The following is a 15,627-nucleotide window of genomic DNA, read 5'->3' on the forward strand; positions in this document are numbered from 1 at the left end:
GCGTCACCGTGACCTGAACACGGTGACGCCGCTGCAGCTTTGGCGGACATTTCCCGCTATCGACCGGATGGTTCCGCGCGCGCCCCTGGCTGAAAATCATCAGGCGTTGCCCATGGCCCGGGTCAGCTCGATCTCGATCACGACGCGTGACGGGTTCGGCGACGGCGTCCGCTCGTAGCGCTCGGCGTAGCGCCGCTCGGCCTCCGCGATCCGCTCCGGCTCGGTCCGTACGACCGCCCGGCCCTCCAGCGTGGCCCACCGCCGCCCCGCCACCTGGCACACCGCGACCCGGGCGCCCTCGGTCCCGGTGGCCAGCACATTGGCCACTTTCCGGCTCGACTTGTTCGCGATCACCCGGGCGAGGCCGGCCTCCGGGTCGTACGTGACCCCGACGGGCACCACGTGCGGGCTGCCGTCCGGGCGCGGAGTTGTCAGTGTGCACAGGTGCCGCTCCCGCCAGAAGGTGAGATACGAGGCGCCAGGGGCACCGGGGTCCTGGGTGTACGTAGCCATGCTCTGGAAGGTAGCCGGAAGTGGCCGATCCTGCCCTTGAGTGGAATAGACTCAACTTTGTGTACGCTGCTCAAGTCAGGTGGATGACTGCTGACGCCAGGAGGAGAACGCGAACGTGGACGCCGAGCTGACCAACCGGAGCCGGGACGCCATCAACGCCGCCGGCAACCGGGCCGTGACCGAGGGGCACCCCGACCTCACGCCCGCACACCTGCTCCTCGCTCTGCTCCAGGGGCAGGACAACGAGAACATCGTCGACCTTCTGTCCTCCGTGAACGCCGATCAGGCGGCCGTGCGCGCGGGCGCGGAGAAGGCGCTCGCCTCGCTGCCCAGCGTGACCGGCTCGACGGTGGCGCCCCCGCAGCCCAACCGGGAGCTTCTCGCCGTCATCGCGGACGCGCAGGCGCGCGCCAAGGACCTCGGTGACGAGTTCCTCTCCACCGAGCACCTGCTCATCGGGATCGCCGCCAAGGGCGGCGCCGCCGGTGACGTACTGTCCGGACAGGGGGCCACGGCGAAGAAGCTGCAGGAGGCCTTCCAGGAGGCGAGGGGAGGACGCCGGGTGACCACACCCGATCCGGAGGGCCAGTACAAGGCCCTGGAGAAGTTCGGCACGGACTTCACGGCCGCGGCGCGCGAGGGCCGGCTCGACCCGGTGATCGGCCGGGACCAGGAGATCCGCCGCGTCGTGCAGGTGCTCTCGCGCCGTACTAAGAACAACCCGGTCCTCATCGGCGAGCCCGGCGTCGGCAAGACCGCCGTCGTCGAGGGGCTCGCCCAGCGCATCGTCAAGGGCGACGTGCCGGAGTCCCTGCGGGACAAGCGGCTGGTCGCGCTGGACCTCGGGGCGATGGTCGCGGGTGCGAAGTACCGCGGCGAGTTCGAGGAGCGCCTGAAGACGGTCCTGGCGGAGATCAAGGACTCCGACGGCCAGATCATCACCTTCATCGACGAGCTGCACACGGTCGTGGGCGCGGGCGCCGGCGGCGACTCGGCCATGGACGCCGGCAACATGCTGAAGCCCATGCTGGCCCGCGGCGAGCTGCGCATGGTCGGCGCGACGACGCTGGACGAGTACCGCGAGCGGATCGAGAAGGACCCGGCGCTGGAGCGCCGTTTCCAGCAGGTGCTGGTGGCGGAGCCGTCGGTCGAGGACACCATCGCGATCCTGCGCGGACTCAAGGGCCGCTACGAGGCCCACCACAAGGTGCAGATCGCGGACGCGGCGCTGGTGGCCGCGGCCACCCTCTCCGACCGGTACATCACCTCCCGCTTCCTGCCCGACAAGGCCATCGACCTGGTCGACGAGGCGGCCTCCCGCCTCCGTATGGAGATCGACTCCTCGCCCGTCGAGATCGACGAACTCCAGCGCGCCGTCGATCGGTTCCGGATGGAGGAGCTGGCGCTGGAGAAGGAGACCGACCCGGCCTCCCGCGAGCGCCTGGAGAAGCTGCGCCGCGACCGCGCCGACAAGGAGGAGGAGCTGCGCGGCCTGACCGCACGCTGGGAGAAGGAGAAGCAGTCCCTCAACCGCGTCGGTGAACTGAAGGAGAAGCTCGACGAGTTGCGCGGGACGGCCGAACGGGCCCAGCGCGAGGGCGACTTCGACACCGCCTCCAAGCTCCTCTACGGCGAGATCCCCACCCTGGAAAGGGACTTGGAGGAGGCCAGTGAGGCCGAGGAGGAGGCCGCCAGGGACACCATGGTCAAGGAGGAGGTCGGCTCCGACGACATCGCCGACGTCGTCGCCGCCTGGACCGGCATCCCCGCCGGACGCCTGATGGAGGGCGAGACGCAGAAGCTGCTGCGGATGGAGGAGGAGCTGGGCAGGCGCCTGATCGGCCAGACGGAGGCCGTGCAGGCGGTCTCCGACGCGGTGCGGCGCACCCGGGCCGGCATCGCCGACCCCGACCGCCCGACCGGCTCCTTCCTCTTCCTCGGCCCGACCGGCGTCGGCAAGACCGAACTGGCCAAGGCGCTCGCCGACTTCCTCTTCGACGACGAGCGGGCGATGGTCCGCATCGACATGTCGGAGTACGGCGAGAAGCACAGCGTGGCCCGCCTGGTCGGCGCCCCGCCCGGCTACGTCGGCTACGAGGAGGGCGGCCAGCTCACCGAGGCGGTGCGCCGGCGCCCGTACAGCGTCGTGCTGCTCGACGAGGTGGAGAAGGCCCACCCCGAGGTCTTCGACGTGCTGCTCCAGGTGCTGGACGACGGCCGCCTGACGGACGGTCAGGGCCGTACGGTCGACTTCCGCAACACCATCCTGGTGCTCACCTCCAACCTGGGCAGCCAGTTCCTCGTGGACCCGCTGACCGGCGAGGAGGAGAAGAAGGAGCAGGTCCTGGAGGTCGTCCGCACGTCCTTCAAGCCGGAGTTCCTCAACCGCCTCGACGACCTGGTGGTCTTCTCCGCGCTGAACAAGGACGAGCTGAGCCGTATCGCCCGTCTCCAGCTCGACCGGCTGGCCGCGCGCCTCGCGGAACGCCGCCTCACGCTGGAGGTCACCGACGACGCCCTGGCCTGGCTCGCCGACGAGGGGAACGACCCCGCCTACGGCGCCCGGCCGCTGCGCCGGCTGGTCCAGACGGCCATCGGCGACCGCCTCGCCAAGGAGATCCTCGCAGGTGAGGTCAAGGACGGCGACACGGTCCGGGTCGACGCGTTCGGGGAGGGCCTGATCGTGGGACCCGCTACAGGTAAGACCCTGTAACGGAGGGTGCCGGGGTTGCCACCCCCCTCCCCGCATGGGGGAGGATGGCGGCATCCGTACGAAGGGAAAATCACGGTGACCATCGACCCGTCCTCGATTCCGAACTTCGGGGGCCAGCCCGAGCCGCAGCAAGGACCGGCGGGCCCCGTCGTCCCGGATCAGGACCTCGTGAAGCAGCTCCTCGACCAGATGGAGCTCAAGTACGTCGTCGACGAAGAGGGTGACCTAGCGGCGCCGTGGGAGCAGTTCCGTACGTACTTCATGTTCCGTGGTGAGGACGACCAGCAGGTCTTCTCGGTGCGGACGTTCTACGACCGGCCCCATCAGATCGACGAGAAGCCCCAGCTGCTGGAGTCCATCGACGACTGGAACCGGCGGACCCTGTGGCCCAAGGTCTACAGCCACACCCACGACGACGGCACCGTCCGCCTGATCGGTGAGGCGCAGATGCTGATCGGCACCGGCGTCAGCCTGGAGCACTTCGTCTCCTCCACGGTCAGCTGGGTGCGCGCCGCCATCGAGTTCGACCGGTGGCTCGTCGAGCAGCTCGGCCTCGAGCAGGAGGTCAACGAAGCGGACGAGAAGCCCGAGGGCGACGACGAGGAGTAGATCCTTTCCCGCAGCCTTACAGCGGCATATGGGCGAGTACGACGAGATACGCCCCGTAGCCGAACGAGAGCCCGGCCAGGGCACCGACCACCACGGTCGCGTGCCGGGGCCGGGCTCTCGCCGTACGGACCAGGGCCCGGGCCAGCGGCAGCAGCAGCGGGAAGGCGGGGAGCAGGAAGCGGGGCTTGGACTCGAAGTAGCCGGACCCGCCGAGGACGATCAGCAGCAGGACGCCGCTGTACACGAGCAGCGGCAGCGGGGCGCGGTCGGCGATCAGCAGCGCGAACAGCACGACGGCCGCCGCGACGATCATCATGGTCATCGGGAAGACCAGCCGGTCGCCCTGGAGCAGCAGATGGCGGACGAACGTGAGCGCGCCCGCACCGAGGTCGAACCGCGAGCCCCACAGCCGCTGGACCCGGAAGTATCCGCCGAGCAGGTCCCCGGTGCGATGGCCGACCCACAGCACGTAGGCGGCCCAGCCGGCGGGTGCGAGCAGCGCGCCCGTCCACAGCCTGTGGGAAACCCCGCGCCGCTCCCGCAGGCACCTCCCCATCTCGTACGCCGCCGCCGCGAGCACCGCCGCGGCCACCGCGAGGCCGTTGGGGCGTGAGAGCCCCGCCAGGGCCGCCAGCGCACCCGCCCACAGCCAGCGGCCGGTGAGCACCGCGTACAGCGACCAGGCGGCGAAGGCGGTGAGCAGCGGCTCGGTGTACGCCATCGACAGCACCACGGAGTGCGGCAGCAGGCCCCAGAGCAGGACCAGGGCGACCGCGACGGCCCGGCCGTGCAGCCGGGCCCCGACCGCGTAGATCCCGCAGGCGGCGACGGCGGCCGCGGTCCAGGACACGAGCAGGCCCGCGGCACCCCCGCCGAGCGGCGTGAGGCCGTACACGGCCCGCACGAGCGCCGGGTACAGCGGGAAGAACGCCAGGTCGCTGTAGACGCCGGGCCGCAGGTGCGGGGTCGGGGCGTATCCGTGGGCGGCGATCCCCAGGTACCACAGGGAGTCCCAGGAGAGCCCGAGCAGGCCGAAGGGGCCGCGTCCGGTGCTCGTGCGGGTGGCCGTCGCCAGGGCGGCGACGCCGAGCAGCCGGGCGGCGAGGAACAGCCCGAGGGCGGCGGCCATCCCGGCCGCCGGAACGGACCGCGACCGGTCCTGGCCGGCGGGGTCCGGCTTGGTGGTGGTGGACGGGCGGGCGAGGGTGCTGGCGTGCGTCACACCGGCACCGTGCGTGACGGATCGGGCGGCGCGCGAGTGCTGGGGGCCCGAGTGGGTGCGGTCGCGGGCGCCCGGGCGTGTCTGCGTGACAGCGGGCCCCGGGGCTGTTCACAGCGGGGCCGGAGGCCGTTCAGGCGGTCCGGGGCCGGCGCCTCACATCGCGCGCAGCCGCTTCACCGCCTCCTCCAGCACCCCGGTCTGCTTGCAGAACGCGAACCGCACGAAGGGCGCGCCCTCCTCGCGGTGGTCGTAGAAGACGGCGTTCGGGATGGCGACGACGCCCGCCCGCTCGGGCAGGGCACGGCAGAAGGCGAAGCCGTCCGTCTCGCCGAGGGGGCGGATGTCGGTGGTGACGAAGTACGTGCCCGCGGGCCGGAACACGCCGAAACCGGCCTCGGCCAGACCCGCCGCGAGCAGGTCGCGCTTGGCGAGCATGTCCTCGCGGAAGGCGGTGAAGTACGTGTCGGGCAGCGCCAGCGCCTCGGCGACGGCGTACTGGAACGGCCCGGCCGAGACGTAGGTCAGGAACTGCTTCGCCGAGCGCACCGCCGTGACCAGCGCCGGTGTCGCGGTCACCCAGCCCACCTTCCAGCCGGTGAAGGAGAAGGTCTTGCCCGCGGAGCCGATCGTGACCGTGCGCTCCCGCATGCCGGGGAAGGTCGCGAGGGGTACGTGCTCGCCGTCGAAGACCAGGTGCTCGTAGACCTCGTCGGTGACGACCAGCAGGTCCCGCTCGACGGCCAGCTCGGCGATCGCGGCGAGCTCGGCGCGGGTGAGGACCGTGCCGGTGGGGTTGTGCGGGGTGTTGAGGAGCAGCAGCCGGGTGCGGCCGGTCACCGCGGCGCGCAGCTCGTCGAGGTCCAGGCGGAAGCTGCCCTCGTGCGGGCGCAGGGTGACGGGCACGCGCGTGCCGCCCGCCATCGCGATGCCGGCGGCGTAGGAGTCGTAGTACGGCTCGAGGGCGATCACCTCGTCGCCGGGCTCCAGCAGGGCCAGCAGGGACGCGGCGATGGCCTCCGTCGCACCGGCGGTGACCAGGACCTCCGTGTCGGGGTCGTACGCCAGGCCGTAGCGCCGCTGCTGGTGCGCGGCGATCGCGGTGCGCAGCTCGGGGACGCCGGGGCCCGGCGGGTACTGGTTGCCGCGTCCGTCGCGCAGCGCCCGGACCGCCGCCTCCCGGACCTCCTCGGGGCCGTCCGTGTCGGGAAAGCCCTGGCCCAGGTTGATCGCACCGGTCTGCACGGCCAGCGCCGACATCTCGGCGAAGATCGTGGTCCCGAACTCGGCGAGGCGGCGGTTGAGGAGCGGGCGGCTGCTGGAGGTCATGCCGGCCATCCTGCGTCGAAGGTCCGGAGTTCCTCAACTCACGTTCGTGTCGCTGTCCTGATCGGCGAGGACTTCGGCGGTACGGAGCAGGGCCGCCGTCCGGTGCGCCTGCTCGGCGCGGCTGCGGTACTCGGGGGCCTGCTCCGGCTCCTCCACGGCGAGCCGCTCGTACTCGTCGGCCGGCGCGCTCCGGGTGGCGCCCAGGGCGAACGCCACGCCGCGCAGCGCTTGTGCAGGCGGCGCGCCCTGGTCTCCAGGACGTCCCGCGGAACGCGGTCGCCGCTCCTCGGGTTCCGGGAGCCGGACGCCTCGCTGTCGACGCCCTGCGCACGGGCCTCGAGATCCAGCCGGGCCTCCCGCGCGGCGAGCCAGGTTGCCCACCCACGACGCTTCCCCGGCCCTCCAGGCGTCCCTCAGAAGTTGCTCAACTCTGCTTTGGGCGGAGAGGGGGGCGGGCATTCCTCGTGCACGCAGGAAACAGAGGCGCCCACGGGGGGCTGCTTCGGTGCTACCGGAAGGACGGTGACGCCATGACCGGCTTCATCGTGGCGGCGGTCGTGATCGTGTTCGTGGCGGTCGTCGTGTCAGCAGTGCGCAGGGGCGGTTCGAAGCGGTACGGCTCGGCGGGCCGAGGCGGGTCCTACGCCGCCGGCAGCGGCGGCAGCTGGTGGGCCGGCGACAGCGGCGGCTCGTCGGGCGGGCACGGGGGACACCACGGGGGTCACCACTCCTGCGGGGGCGGGCACTCCTGCGGTGGAGGGTCCTCCTGCGGCGGCGGGTCCTCGTGCGGCGGCGGGGGCGGATGCGGCGGAGGCAGCTGACACGGGGCAGCCGAGCTCCGTCAGGGGGAGCCGCATCCCCTCACGTCCTGTCCTGTCACTCCCGTCGAACACCCGCCGGAGCCCACGCCCCGGTGGGTGTTCTCGTGCTCCGGCGTGCGCGTCGCCGCCCTGGCGCACGCCATGGTTGAACAGTTGAGCAGGGGAGCCCTCTGAGGGATGGAAACCCAACGAAGTTGGGTAAAAAGGCTGTGACGGCGCCACCGTTCATGATTCCCTCTAAATCACCGACGCAGCCCCCCTCGGACGTCCCGCGCAGACTTCTGGCCTCCTGACTGGGCTGGCCGGGCCGATTCCCCGGGAGTCGCCGGGGTGTGCCGGACCCCCACACCTTTCCCTTCCCCCCTTTTTCTTTGCGTGCCAGCGGAGAGCCGATCCATGCTCACGACCCTGAACACCTCATACACCGACACGCGCGCTGCCGACCTCGCCTGGGCGCTCGGGCGTGAGCCGCTCGACGCCCTGGCCACCCTCGATCTCGAACTTGCGGACTCGAAGCTGCAGTTGAGACTGCTCGGCGCGTCCCACCAGGTGCTCCTGGAGGAGGATCGGGGCAGCTGTTCGGAGACGGTGGCGTGCATCGCCGGCAGCAGCACCCCGCTGCCGCTGGGCGTCGCCAAGCGGGTGGGCGACTGGGAGTACGAGTTCGCGGCCCGCGTGGAGATGCTGTCCCCGGGGTCGTTCGCGGGCCGCGCACAGGAGTTGCTCGCGCTGGTCGCCGACCATCCGCACGGCCTGGCGGGCGTCTTCCCCGGCAGCCCGCACGCCTTCACCGCCCTGCTGGCCCAGCGGCACGGGGGCCAGATCCACTGGCGGACGTGGCACGCGTACCCGCAGGACGGGCAGTTGGTGGCGACGCGGACCCGCGTGGGAGTGCGGGTGCAGGCGGCACACCTCAGTCCGGCGGACGCCTGACCCCGACCGGCGCGGTCAAACACCCTGACGCCCAACTGACCGACAGTTCCACACGTGTGGGTGACGAAGCGTGACTCTGCCGTGACGTAACGTCGCAGTCGTGATCGAACCGCACGCCCCGGCACCGCCCGGCCCTCCGCCCGAGTGGGCGGGACCGGCGCGGCTGCCCGTGCAGCCGGACACCGGGCGGCTCCTCGTACTGGCCTGCGTGTTCGTCTGCGCGGCCTGCGGACTCGTGTACGAACTCGAACTGGTCGCCCTGGCCTCGTACTTGATCGGCGATTCGGTCACCCAGGCCTCGGTCGTCCTGTCCGTCATGGTCTTCGCCATGGGCATCGGCTCGCTCGGCGCGAAGCGCCTGCGCTGGCGGGCCGCGGCCGGCTTCGGCACGATCGAGGCGATCCTCGCCCTCGTCGGCGGCTCCAGCGCGATGGCCCTGTACGCCGTCTTCGCGTGGACCGGCGGCTGGGGCGGACTGTGGGGCCCGCGCTGGCTGCTGGTCGCGTTCTCGCTGACCATCGGCCTGCTGATCGGCGCCGAGGTGCCGCTCCTGATGGAGCTGATCCAGCGCATCCGGCGCCAGGACGCGGGCGGCGTGGTGGCCGACCTGTTCGCGGCGGACTACGTCGGCGCGCTGGTCGGCGGGCTCGCCTTCCCGTTCCTTCTCCTGCCGCTGCTCGGCCAGTTGACGGGTGCCCTGATCACCGGCGCCGTGAACGCGATCGCGGGCGGCGCCCTCGTCCTCGGCCTGTTCCGCCGCGACCTCACGCCCCGCACGCGCCGGCTGCTGCTGGTCGCCAACCTCACCGTGCTCGGCCTGCTCGCCTGCGCCGCCGCCCTGGTCGACGACTTCGAACGGGCCGCGCGGCACGCGGTCTACGGCACGGACGTCCGCGTCGCGCTGCAGACCGGCGTCCAGGAGGTCGTCCTCACCGGCGGCACCCACGGCCGCCCCCTCGACCTCTTCCTCGACGGCCGCCTCAGGGTCAGCGGCCGCGACGAACTCCGTTACCACGAAGCCCTGGTGCACCCGGCGATGGACGGCCCCCACGCGCGCGTGCTCATCCTCGGCGGCGGGGACGGCCTGGCCGCGCGCGAAGTGCTGCGCCACGCAGGGGTGCGCCGCGTGGACGTCGTCGAACTCGACCCGGAGGTCGTCCGGTTGGCCCGCACCGACCCGGCCCTGTCGCGGCTCAACGGCCATGCCTTCGACGACCCGCGCGTGCGCGAGACGACGGCCGACGCCTTCTGCTGGCTGCGCAGGGCGCCGCTGTCGACGTACGACGTGATCGTCGCCGACCTCCCCGACCCGGGCATCACCGCCAGCACGAAGCTCTACTCGCAGGAGTTCTACGGCCTCGCCCGGCGCGCCCTCGCGCCCGGTGGCCGCCTCGTGGTGCACGCGGGCCCGGTCGCCACCCGCCCGCGCGCGTTCTGGACGGTGGACGCGACGCTGCGCGCCACCGGCCTGCACCCCGTGCCGTACCGCGTGAGCGGCAGGGACGCGGGCTTCGCCGCGGGACCCGACCGCTCCTTCGGCGCGTCCAGCGCCCCGCGCGACTGGGGCTTCCTGCTGGCGTCCGCGGACGGCCGCCCGCGCCTGGGTCTGGACGCGAACCAGCCACCCCCGCGCACCCTCACCGAGCCGGCCCTGAGGGCGGACGCCAGGGCCGCGGCGGCCACCCGCATCGGCGGTCTCCCGGCCTCGACACTGGTGCATCCGCGGTACTGAACACGGGTGCGGGGGCTGCGGCACACCGTGGCGACCCGCCGCGCGGTCACTTTCGACCAACGGGGGTGCAGGATCCGGCCTCCTGGGTAGGCTCGCGTGACATGGAGCATGAGGTGTTCGTTCCGGTTCCGGTCCAGCGGCTGCAGGAGGCCCTCGCCGACCCTGCAGGGCTCGCCCGCGCGGTTCCCGGCCTCCAGCAGGACGCGGGCGCGGAGCCTGTCACGGGGCGGCTGAAGGTGCGCGTCGGCAGCCACTCGGTCACCTACCGGGGCACCGTCCGCCTCACCCCGCGGGACGACGGTTCCTACACCGCCGAGGGCGACGGCACAGAGACCCGCGGCAGCGGCTCCGTGAAGCTCGCGCTGACGCTCCGCGCCGAGGAGGCCGAGGGCGGCTCCCGGCTGGTCTTCGGCGGGACGGCCTCCGCGGAGGGCCGGCTCACCGAACTCCCGGCCGAGCAGGTCGCGTCGGCCGCCACCCGGCTGCTGAACCGTTTCGCGGAGAACCTCGCGGCGCAGGCGGCCCAGGCCGCGGAGCGGGCCGCCGGCGCCGAAGCGGCCGAGGAGCCCGAGCCCCTCGTCACCCAGGACTTCGAGCCCAAGGCGACCAGCGACTTCGAGACCACCCCCGACGCCGACGACGCGCCCGCTCCCGGCGACAGGACCCCCTCGGTCTTCGACACCGAGGTCCCCCCGCCGTCCCTGGACCCGCTCGCGCAGGAGGAGGACGAGACGGGCGAGGACGGGAGCGGGGAGGACGAGAGCGGGCAGGAGGACACGACCGGGGCGGACGGCAACGCGGTGGCTCCCGCCTCCGGTTCCGGTCCCGAAGACTTCACGGACGCCTCCCGGCCTCCGGCCGAGGCGGCCCACGCCCGGCGCACGATGATCGGCCGCAGCGCCGAGGAGGTCGACCACGCGCCGCCCCGCGGCCGGTACGCCCCCGTACCGGCCCCGCAGACGGTCTCCGGGGGCTCCCCGCTGCGCTGGGCGGTCCCGGCGGCGGGCGTCGTGCTCGCGTCGGCGATCGTCGTCGGCCGGGTGCTGCGCAAGCGGCGCTGAAGGACGGCGCCGCACCACGGCGCCGCACCACGGCCGCGAACCGCGGCGCTCCGCCCCGGCGTCGAACCAGGCGGCGGCAGGGCGCCCGGATGCGGCGGCGGTCCTGATCGCCCCAGTAGGGTCGTCCCGTGAGTGACGAAGACATCACGCTGACCGCGGGCGACGCGGAGGTGACCGTGCGGCCGGGCAACGGCGGCCGGGTTGCGGGAGTACGCGTCGGTGGCACCGAACTGCTGCGCCAGGGCGAGCGGTTCGGCTGTTTCCCGATGGCTCCCTGGTGCGGGCGGATCAGGGACGGCCGCTTCCGGGACGGCACGACCGTGCACCAGATGCCGCTCAACTCCCCGCCGCACGCCATCCACGGCACCGTCCGCGACGGCGCCTGGAACGTGGTGCGCGCGCACGACGACGAGGCGGTCATCTCCTACGAGCTGGTCGAGCCGTGGCCCTGGCCCGGCCTCGTCACGCAGCAGTTCGCCCTCACGCCCGAGTCCCTGACGCTGACCATGTCCGTGGAGGCGCACGGCTCCTCCTTCCCCGCCCAGGTCGGCTGGCACCCGTGGTTCAACCGCGACCTCGGGGGCGAGGACGTGCGCCTCGACTTCAGCCCGGCCTGGCAGGAGGAGCGCGGCGCCGACCACCTGCCCACCGGCAACCGCGTCGAGCCGAGGCCCGGTCCCTGGGACGACTGCTTCGGCACACCCGGCGGCGTCGACGTCACCCTGACCTGGCCCGGTCAGCTGGAGCTGAAGGTGACCAGCCGCGAGGAGTGGGTCGTCGTCTACGACGAGCAGCGCGAGGCCGTGTGCGTGGAACCGCAGACCGGCCCGCCCGACGGCCTGAACAGCCTGCCCCGCCAGGTCACCCTGCTGGAGCCGCTGGAAGCCACGATGACCTGGACCTGGCGGCAGCTCTAAGCTGACTGGCATGACGGACGTACGAGGCGATCTGCTGCAGCAGATCAAGGACAAGGCCGTGGTGCACGGCAAGGTGACCCTGTCGTCGGGGCTGGAGGCGGACTACTACATCGACCTGCGCCGGATCACCCTCGACGGTGAGGCCGCCCCGCTGGTCGGGCAGGTGCTGCTGGACCTGACCGCCGACCTCGACTTCGACGCGGTGGGCGGCCTGACCATGGGCGCCGACCCGGTCGCCGCCGCCATGCTGCACGCGGCCGCCGCGCGCGGGCAGCGGCTCGACGCCTTCGTGGTGCGCAAGGCCGCCAAGGCGCACGGGCTGCAGCGCCGCGTCGAGGGCCCGGACATCGCGGGCCGCCGCGTGCTGGTCGTCGAGGACACCTCCACCACCGGCGGCTCCCCGCTGACCGCCGTCGAGGCGGTGCGCGAGGCGGGCGCGGAGGTGGCGGGCGTCGCGACCATCGTGGACCGCGCGACCGGTGCCGCCGAGAAGATCCAGGACGGCGCGGGAGTGCCGTACCTGTTCGCGTTCTCGAAGGACGAGCTGGGTCTGGACTGACCGGGCCGCTCGCCCCGGAGTTGTCCACAGGGCGGTATCCACAAGCTGGACAGTACGGGCGGAGCACCCGGCCGAGTCTGGAAAGATGGGGCCGACGATGACGTCATCCCCAAGGTCTAGGTCAGGGCCGTAGGACGCAGAACGCCAACCCGCACATACCAAGGAGCGGACAGATGCCCATCGCAACTCCCGAGGTCTACAACGAGATGCTGGACCGGGCGAAGGCAGGCAAGTTCGCCTACCCGGCCATCAACGTGACCTCGAGCCAGACCCTGCACGCGGCGCTGCGCGGCTTCGCCGAGGCGGAGAGCGACGGCATCGTCCAGATCTCCACGGGTGGCGCCGAGTTCCTGGGCGGCCAGTACAGCAAGGAGATGGTCACCGGCGCGGTGGCCCTGGCCGAGTACGCGCACATCGTCGCCGAGAAGTACCCGGTCACGGTCGCCCTGCACACGGACCACTGCCCGAAGGACAAGCTCGACGGGTACGTACGCCCGCTGCTGGCGGTCTCCGAGGAGCGCGTGAAGGCCGGCCGCAACCCGCTCTTCCAGTCGCACATGTGGGACGGCTCGGCGGAGACCCTCGCCGACAACCTGACCATCGCGCAGGAGCTGCTGGAGCGCGCCCGCGCGGCCAAGATCATCCTCGAGGTCGAGATCACCCCGACCGGCGGCGAGGAGGACGGCGTCTCGCACGAGATCAACGACTCGCTGTACACCACGGTCGACGACGCCATCCGCACCGCCGAGGCCCTGGGCCTGGGCGAGAAGGGCCGCTACCTGCTGGCCGCGTCCTTCGGCAACGTCCACGGCGTCTACAAGCCGGGCAACGTCGTCCTGCGCCCGGAGCTCCTGAAGGAGCTGAACGAGGGCGTGGGCGCGAAGTACGGCAAGCAGTCCCCGTTCGACTTCGTCTTCCACGGCGGCTCCGGCTCCACCGAGCAGGAGATCCGCACCGCGCTGGAGAACGGCGTGGTCAAGATGAACATCGACACGGACACGCAGTACGCCTTCACGCGTCCCGTCGCCGACCACATGTTCCGCAACTACGACGGCGTCCTGAAGGTCGACGGCGAGGTCGGCTCCAAGAAGACCTACGACCCGCGCACCTGGGGCAAGCTGGCCGAGGCGAGCATGGCCGCGCGCGTGACGGAGGCCTGCGGAAACCTGCGCTCGACCGGCACGAAGATCAAGTAACCGGAAGCGGCCCCCGGGCCGTCTTCTTCCCCGAGCCCGGTGCTACGGCACCGGGCTCGCTGTATACCTGGGGACATGCCCGACGTCCGGATCGCCTCCCCCCAGGGCAAGTGGATCCTGCTCACCACCGTCCTCGGCTCCAGCATGGCCATGCTGGACTCCACCGTCGTCAACGTCGCCCTGCCGCGCATCGGCCGCGACCTGCACACCAACCTCGCCGCGCTGCAGTGGACGGTCAACGCGTACATGCTGACGCTGGCCGGCCTGATCCTCCTCGGCGGATCCCTCGGCGACCACTACGGCCGCCGCAAGGTCTTCGTCATCGGCGTCGTCTGGTTCGCCGCGGCGTCGCTGCTGTGCGGCCTCGCGCCGACCTCCGGCATCCTCATCGCCGCCCGCGCCCTGCAAGGGATCGGCGGCGCGCTCCTGACACCGGGCTCCCTGGCCCTCATCCAGGCGTCGTTCCATCCCGACGACCGCGGCCGGGCGGTCGGGCTGTGGTCCGGCTTCGGCGGCATCGGCGCGGCCGTCGGCCCCTTCCTGGGCGGCTGGCTGGTCGACGGCCCCGGCTGGCGCTGGGTGTTCCTGCTCAACGTCCCGCTGGCCCTGGTCTGCGCGCCGATCGCCCTGCGCCACGTCCCCGAGTCGTCGGACGGCCGCTCCCACGGCCGCTTCGACGCGCTCGGCGCGCTCCTCGCCGCACTCGCCCTGGGCCTGATCACCTACGCCCTGATCGAGGCCCGCCAGGGCTCGCTGGTCGTCGCCGTCACCGCCGTGGCCGGAGTGGCCGCGGCCATCGCCTTCGTGCAGGTCGAGCGGCGCAGCCCGGACCCGATGATGCCGCTGGAGATCTTCGCCTCCCGCCAGTTCACGGCCGTCAACCTGGTCACCCTGTGCGTGTACGCGGCGTTCGCCGGCTTCTTCTTCCTCACCGCCCTCCAGCTCCAGGTCGCCGTCGGCTGGACACCCCTCGCCGCCGGTACGGCCCTGCTGCCGACCACCGCCCTGATGCTGCTGTTCTCGGCCCGCTCAGGCGCGCTGGCCGACCGCATCGGCCCCCGTATCCCGCTCACCGTCGGCCCCCTGCTGTGCGCGGCCGGGATGCTGCTGATGCTGCGGGTCGGGCCGGGCGCCTCGTACGTGCGCGACGTCCTGCCCGCCGTCCTGGTCCTGGGCGTCGGCATGGTCACGCTGGTCGCCCCGCTGACCTCGACCGTGCTGGGCTCGGTGGACACCGCGCGGGCGGGCCTGGCCAGCGGGATCAACAACGCCGCCGCCCGCGCGGCCGGCCTGATCGCGGTGGCCGCGCTGCCGCTGCTCGCCGGCATGGGCCCGGAGGCCTACCGCTCGCCCACCGCCTTCGACGACGCCTTCCACCGGGCGATGCTGATCTGCGCCGGTTTGCTGGTGGTGGGATCGGCGGTGGCCTTCGCGACCGTGCGCTCCCTGCCCGCGGAATGCCGCCGCCCGGAGTGCCGTACGCACGGATCGGTCACCGCGCCGCCGCTGGAGGGGCAGCGGGGGGCGACCGTCCTGGCGGAGGCACCGCAGACGCCGCGCACCGAGTGATGCCGCAGACTTGACGCATGTCGATTCACGAGAACCTCCTCGGGGGCCCGCCCCCGACCCACCTCCCCGACGACCCCGCGCCCCGCGAGCTGCTGGCGGGCGGCACGCCGCCCGCGGACGTCGCCGCCAAGTACCCGACGTCCTCGCTGGCCTGGGCCCAGCTGGCCGACGAGGCGTTCGAGCGGGGCAGCGTCGTGGAGTCGTACGCCTACGCCCGTACGGGCTACCACCGCGGCCTGGACGCCCTGCGCCGCAGCGGCTGGAAGGGCCACGGCCCGGTGCCCTGGGAGCACGAGCCGAACCGCGGCTTCCTGCGCGCCCTGCACGCCCTCGCCCGCGCCGCGCAGTCGATCGGCGAGCAGGACGAGTACGAGCGCTGCTCGCAGTTCCTGAAGGACTCCTCGCCGACGGCGGCCCAGACACTGGGCTAGCGCGGACGGCGGTGTCCGCGGTCCG

The 15,627-nt window shown here is 72.6% G+C and carries 15 protein-coding genes; 11 read left to right on the forward strand and 4 right to left on the reverse strand.

What is annotated here, in order from left to right; translation table 11 throughout:
* Positions 1–99: 99 nt before the first annotated feature.
* Positions 100–513, reverse strand: coding sequence for a pyridoxamine 5'-phosphate oxidase family protein (locus tag ACFU97_RS16355; RefSeq protein ID WP_384256390.1), 414 nt, complete (start codon positions 511–513; stop codon positions 100–102).
* A 115-nt stretch (positions 514–628) separates the two neighbouring features.
* On the opposite strand from ACFU97_RS16355, the gene clpB reads away from it, so the two are divergent.
* Together clpB and ACFU97_RS16365 are read left to right on the forward strand one after the other, a co-directional pair.
* Positions 629–3,226 carry an ATP-dependent chaperone ClpB gene (gene clpB / locus ACFU97_RS16360; RefSeq protein ID WP_384256392.1) on the forward strand — a complete coding sequence of 866 codons (2,598 nt, stop codon included), beginning with the start codon at positions 629–631 and terminating at the stop codon, positions 3,224–3,226.
* Positions 3,227–3,301: 75 nt separating this feature from the next.
* Entirely contained in the window at positions 3,302–3,835 is a 534-nt protein-coding gene (locus ACFU97_RS16365) for a YbjN domain-containing protein (RefSeq protein WP_384256395.1), read from the forward strand.
* Between the two features lie 16 nt (positions 3,836–3,851).
* On the opposite strand, the gene ACFU97_RS16370 is transcribed toward ACFU97_RS16365, so the two are convergent.
* The 3 genes from ACFU97_RS16370 to ACFU97_RS16380 all read right to left on the reverse strand — a co-directional run bounded on the left by ACFU97_RS16370 (position 3,852) and on the right by ACFU97_RS16380 (position 6,599).
* Positions 3,852–5,057, reverse strand: a complete 1,206-nt coding sequence (locus ACFU97_RS16370; protein WP_384256397.1) for a hypothetical protein — start codon at positions 5,055–5,057, stop codon at positions 3,852–3,854.
* A gap of 153 nt (positions 5,058–5,210) precedes the next feature.
* Positions 5,211–6,392 carry a pyridoxal phosphate-dependent aminotransferase gene (locus ACFU97_RS16375; protein ID WP_384256400.1) on the reverse strand — a complete coding sequence of 394 codons (1,182 nt, stop codon included), beginning with the start codon at positions 6,390–6,392 and terminating at the stop codon, positions 5,211–5,213.
* Positions 6,393–6,416: 24 nt separating this feature from the next.
* Positions 6,417–6,599, reverse strand: a complete 183-nt coding sequence (locus ACFU97_RS16380; RefSeq protein ID WP_384256402.1) for a hypothetical protein — start codon at positions 6,597–6,599, stop codon at positions 6,417–6,419.
* Between the two features lie 314 nt (positions 6,600–6,913).
* Between ACFU97_RS16380 and ACFU97_RS16385 the strand changes: the two genes are divergently transcribed.
* From ACFU97_RS16385 to ACFU97_RS16425, 9 genes are all read left to right on the forward strand, one after another.
* Positions 6,914–7,204 carry a hypothetical protein gene (locus ACFU97_RS16385; RefSeq protein WP_384256405.1) on the forward strand — a complete coding sequence of 97 codons (291 nt, stop codon included), beginning with the start codon at positions 6,914–6,916 and terminating at the stop codon, positions 7,202–7,204.
* Between the two features lie 396 nt (positions 7,205–7,600).
* Complete coding sequence (locus ACFU97_RS16390; RefSeq protein WP_384256407.1) at positions 7,601–8,137, forward strand: DUF2617 family protein; 537 nt, start codon at positions 7,601–7,603, stop codon at positions 8,135–8,137.
* Between the two features lie 100 nt (positions 8,138–8,237).
* Entirely contained in the window at positions 8,238–9,869 is a 1,632-nt protein-coding gene (locus ACFU97_RS16395; protein ID WP_384256409.1) for a polyamine aminopropyltransferase, read from the forward strand.
* A gap of 101 nt (positions 9,870–9,970) precedes the next feature.
* On the forward strand, positions 9,971–10,930 hold the full coding sequence (locus tag ACFU97_RS16400; RefSeq protein WP_384256412.1) for an SRPBCC domain-containing protein: 960 nt from the start codon (positions 9,971–9,973) through the stop codon (positions 10,928–10,930).
* A 128-nt stretch (positions 10,931–11,058) separates the two neighbouring features.
* Entirely contained in the window at positions 11,059–11,847 is a 789-nt protein-coding gene (locus tag ACFU97_RS16405) for an aldose 1-epimerase (protein WP_384256414.1), read from the forward strand.
* Between the two features lie 10 nt (positions 11,848–11,857).
* Entirely contained in the window at positions 11,858–12,406 is a 549-nt protein-coding gene (pyrE, locus tag ACFU97_RS16410; protein ID WP_384256416.1) for an orotate phosphoribosyltransferase, read from the forward strand.
* 173 nt (positions 12,407–12,579) lie between these two features.
* Positions 12,580–13,602 (forward strand): class II fructose-bisphosphate aldolase, encoded by a 1,023-nt coding sequence (gene fbaA, locus ACFU97_RS16415; RefSeq protein ID WP_384256419.1) that lies wholly within the window; start codon positions 12,580–12,582, stop codon positions 13,600–13,602.
* A 75-nt stretch (positions 13,603–13,677) separates the two neighbouring features.
* Positions 13,678–15,171 (forward strand): MFS transporter, encoded by a 1,494-nt coding sequence (locus ACFU97_RS16420; RefSeq protein ID WP_384256421.1) that lies wholly within the window; start codon positions 13,678–13,680, stop codon positions 15,169–15,171.
* Between the two features lie 17 nt (positions 15,172–15,188).
* Positions 15,189–15,602, forward strand: coding sequence for a DUF3151 domain-containing protein (locus ACFU97_RS16425; protein ID WP_384256424.1), 414 nt, complete (start codon positions 15,189–15,191; stop codon positions 15,600–15,602).
* Positions 15,603–15,627: the final 25 nt, after the last annotated feature.

The organism is Streptomyces sp. NPDC057616 (assembly GCF_042800575.1).
GTDB lineage: Bacteria > Actinomycetota > Actinomycetes > Streptomycetales > Streptomycetaceae > Streptomyces.

Bases quoted from the DNA above. Each gene is read 5' to 3' on its own strand.
- ACFU97_RS16375 (WP_384256400.1), bottom strand. From the start codon at position 6,392: ATGGCCGGCATGACCTCCAGCAGCCGCCCGCTCCTCAACCGCCGCCTC.
- ACFU97_RS16385 (WP_384256405.1), top strand. From the start codon at position 6,914: ATGACCGGCTTCATCGTGGCGGCGGTCGTGATCGTGTTCGTGGCGGTC.
- ACFU97_RS16390 (WP_384256407.1), top strand. From the start codon at position 7,601: ATGCTCACGACCCTGAACACCTCATACACCGACACGCGCGCTGCCGAC.
- ACFU97_RS16400 (WP_384256412.1), top strand. From the start codon at position 9,971: ATGGAGCATGAGGTGTTCGTTCCGGTTCCGGTCCAGCGGCTGCAGGAG.
- fbaA (WP_384256419.1), top strand. From the start codon at position 12,580: ATGCCCATCGCAACTCCCGAGGTCTACAACGAGATGCTGGACCGGGCG.
- ACFU97_RS16355 (WP_384256390.1), bottom strand. From the start codon at position 513: ATGGCTACGTACACCCAGGACCCCGGTGCCCCTGGCGCCTCGTATCTC.
- ACFU97_RS16425 (WP_384256424.1), top strand. From the start codon at position 15,189: ATGTCGATTCACGAGAACCTCCTCGGGGGCCCGCCCCCGACCCACCTC.
- pyrE (WP_384256416.1), top strand. From the start codon at position 11,858: ATGACGGACGTACGAGGCGATCTGCTGCAGCAGATCAAGGACAAGGCC.
- ACFU97_RS16420 (WP_384256421.1), top strand. From the start codon at position 13,678: ATGCCCGACGTCCGGATCGCCTCCCCCCAGGGCAAGTGGATCCTGCTC.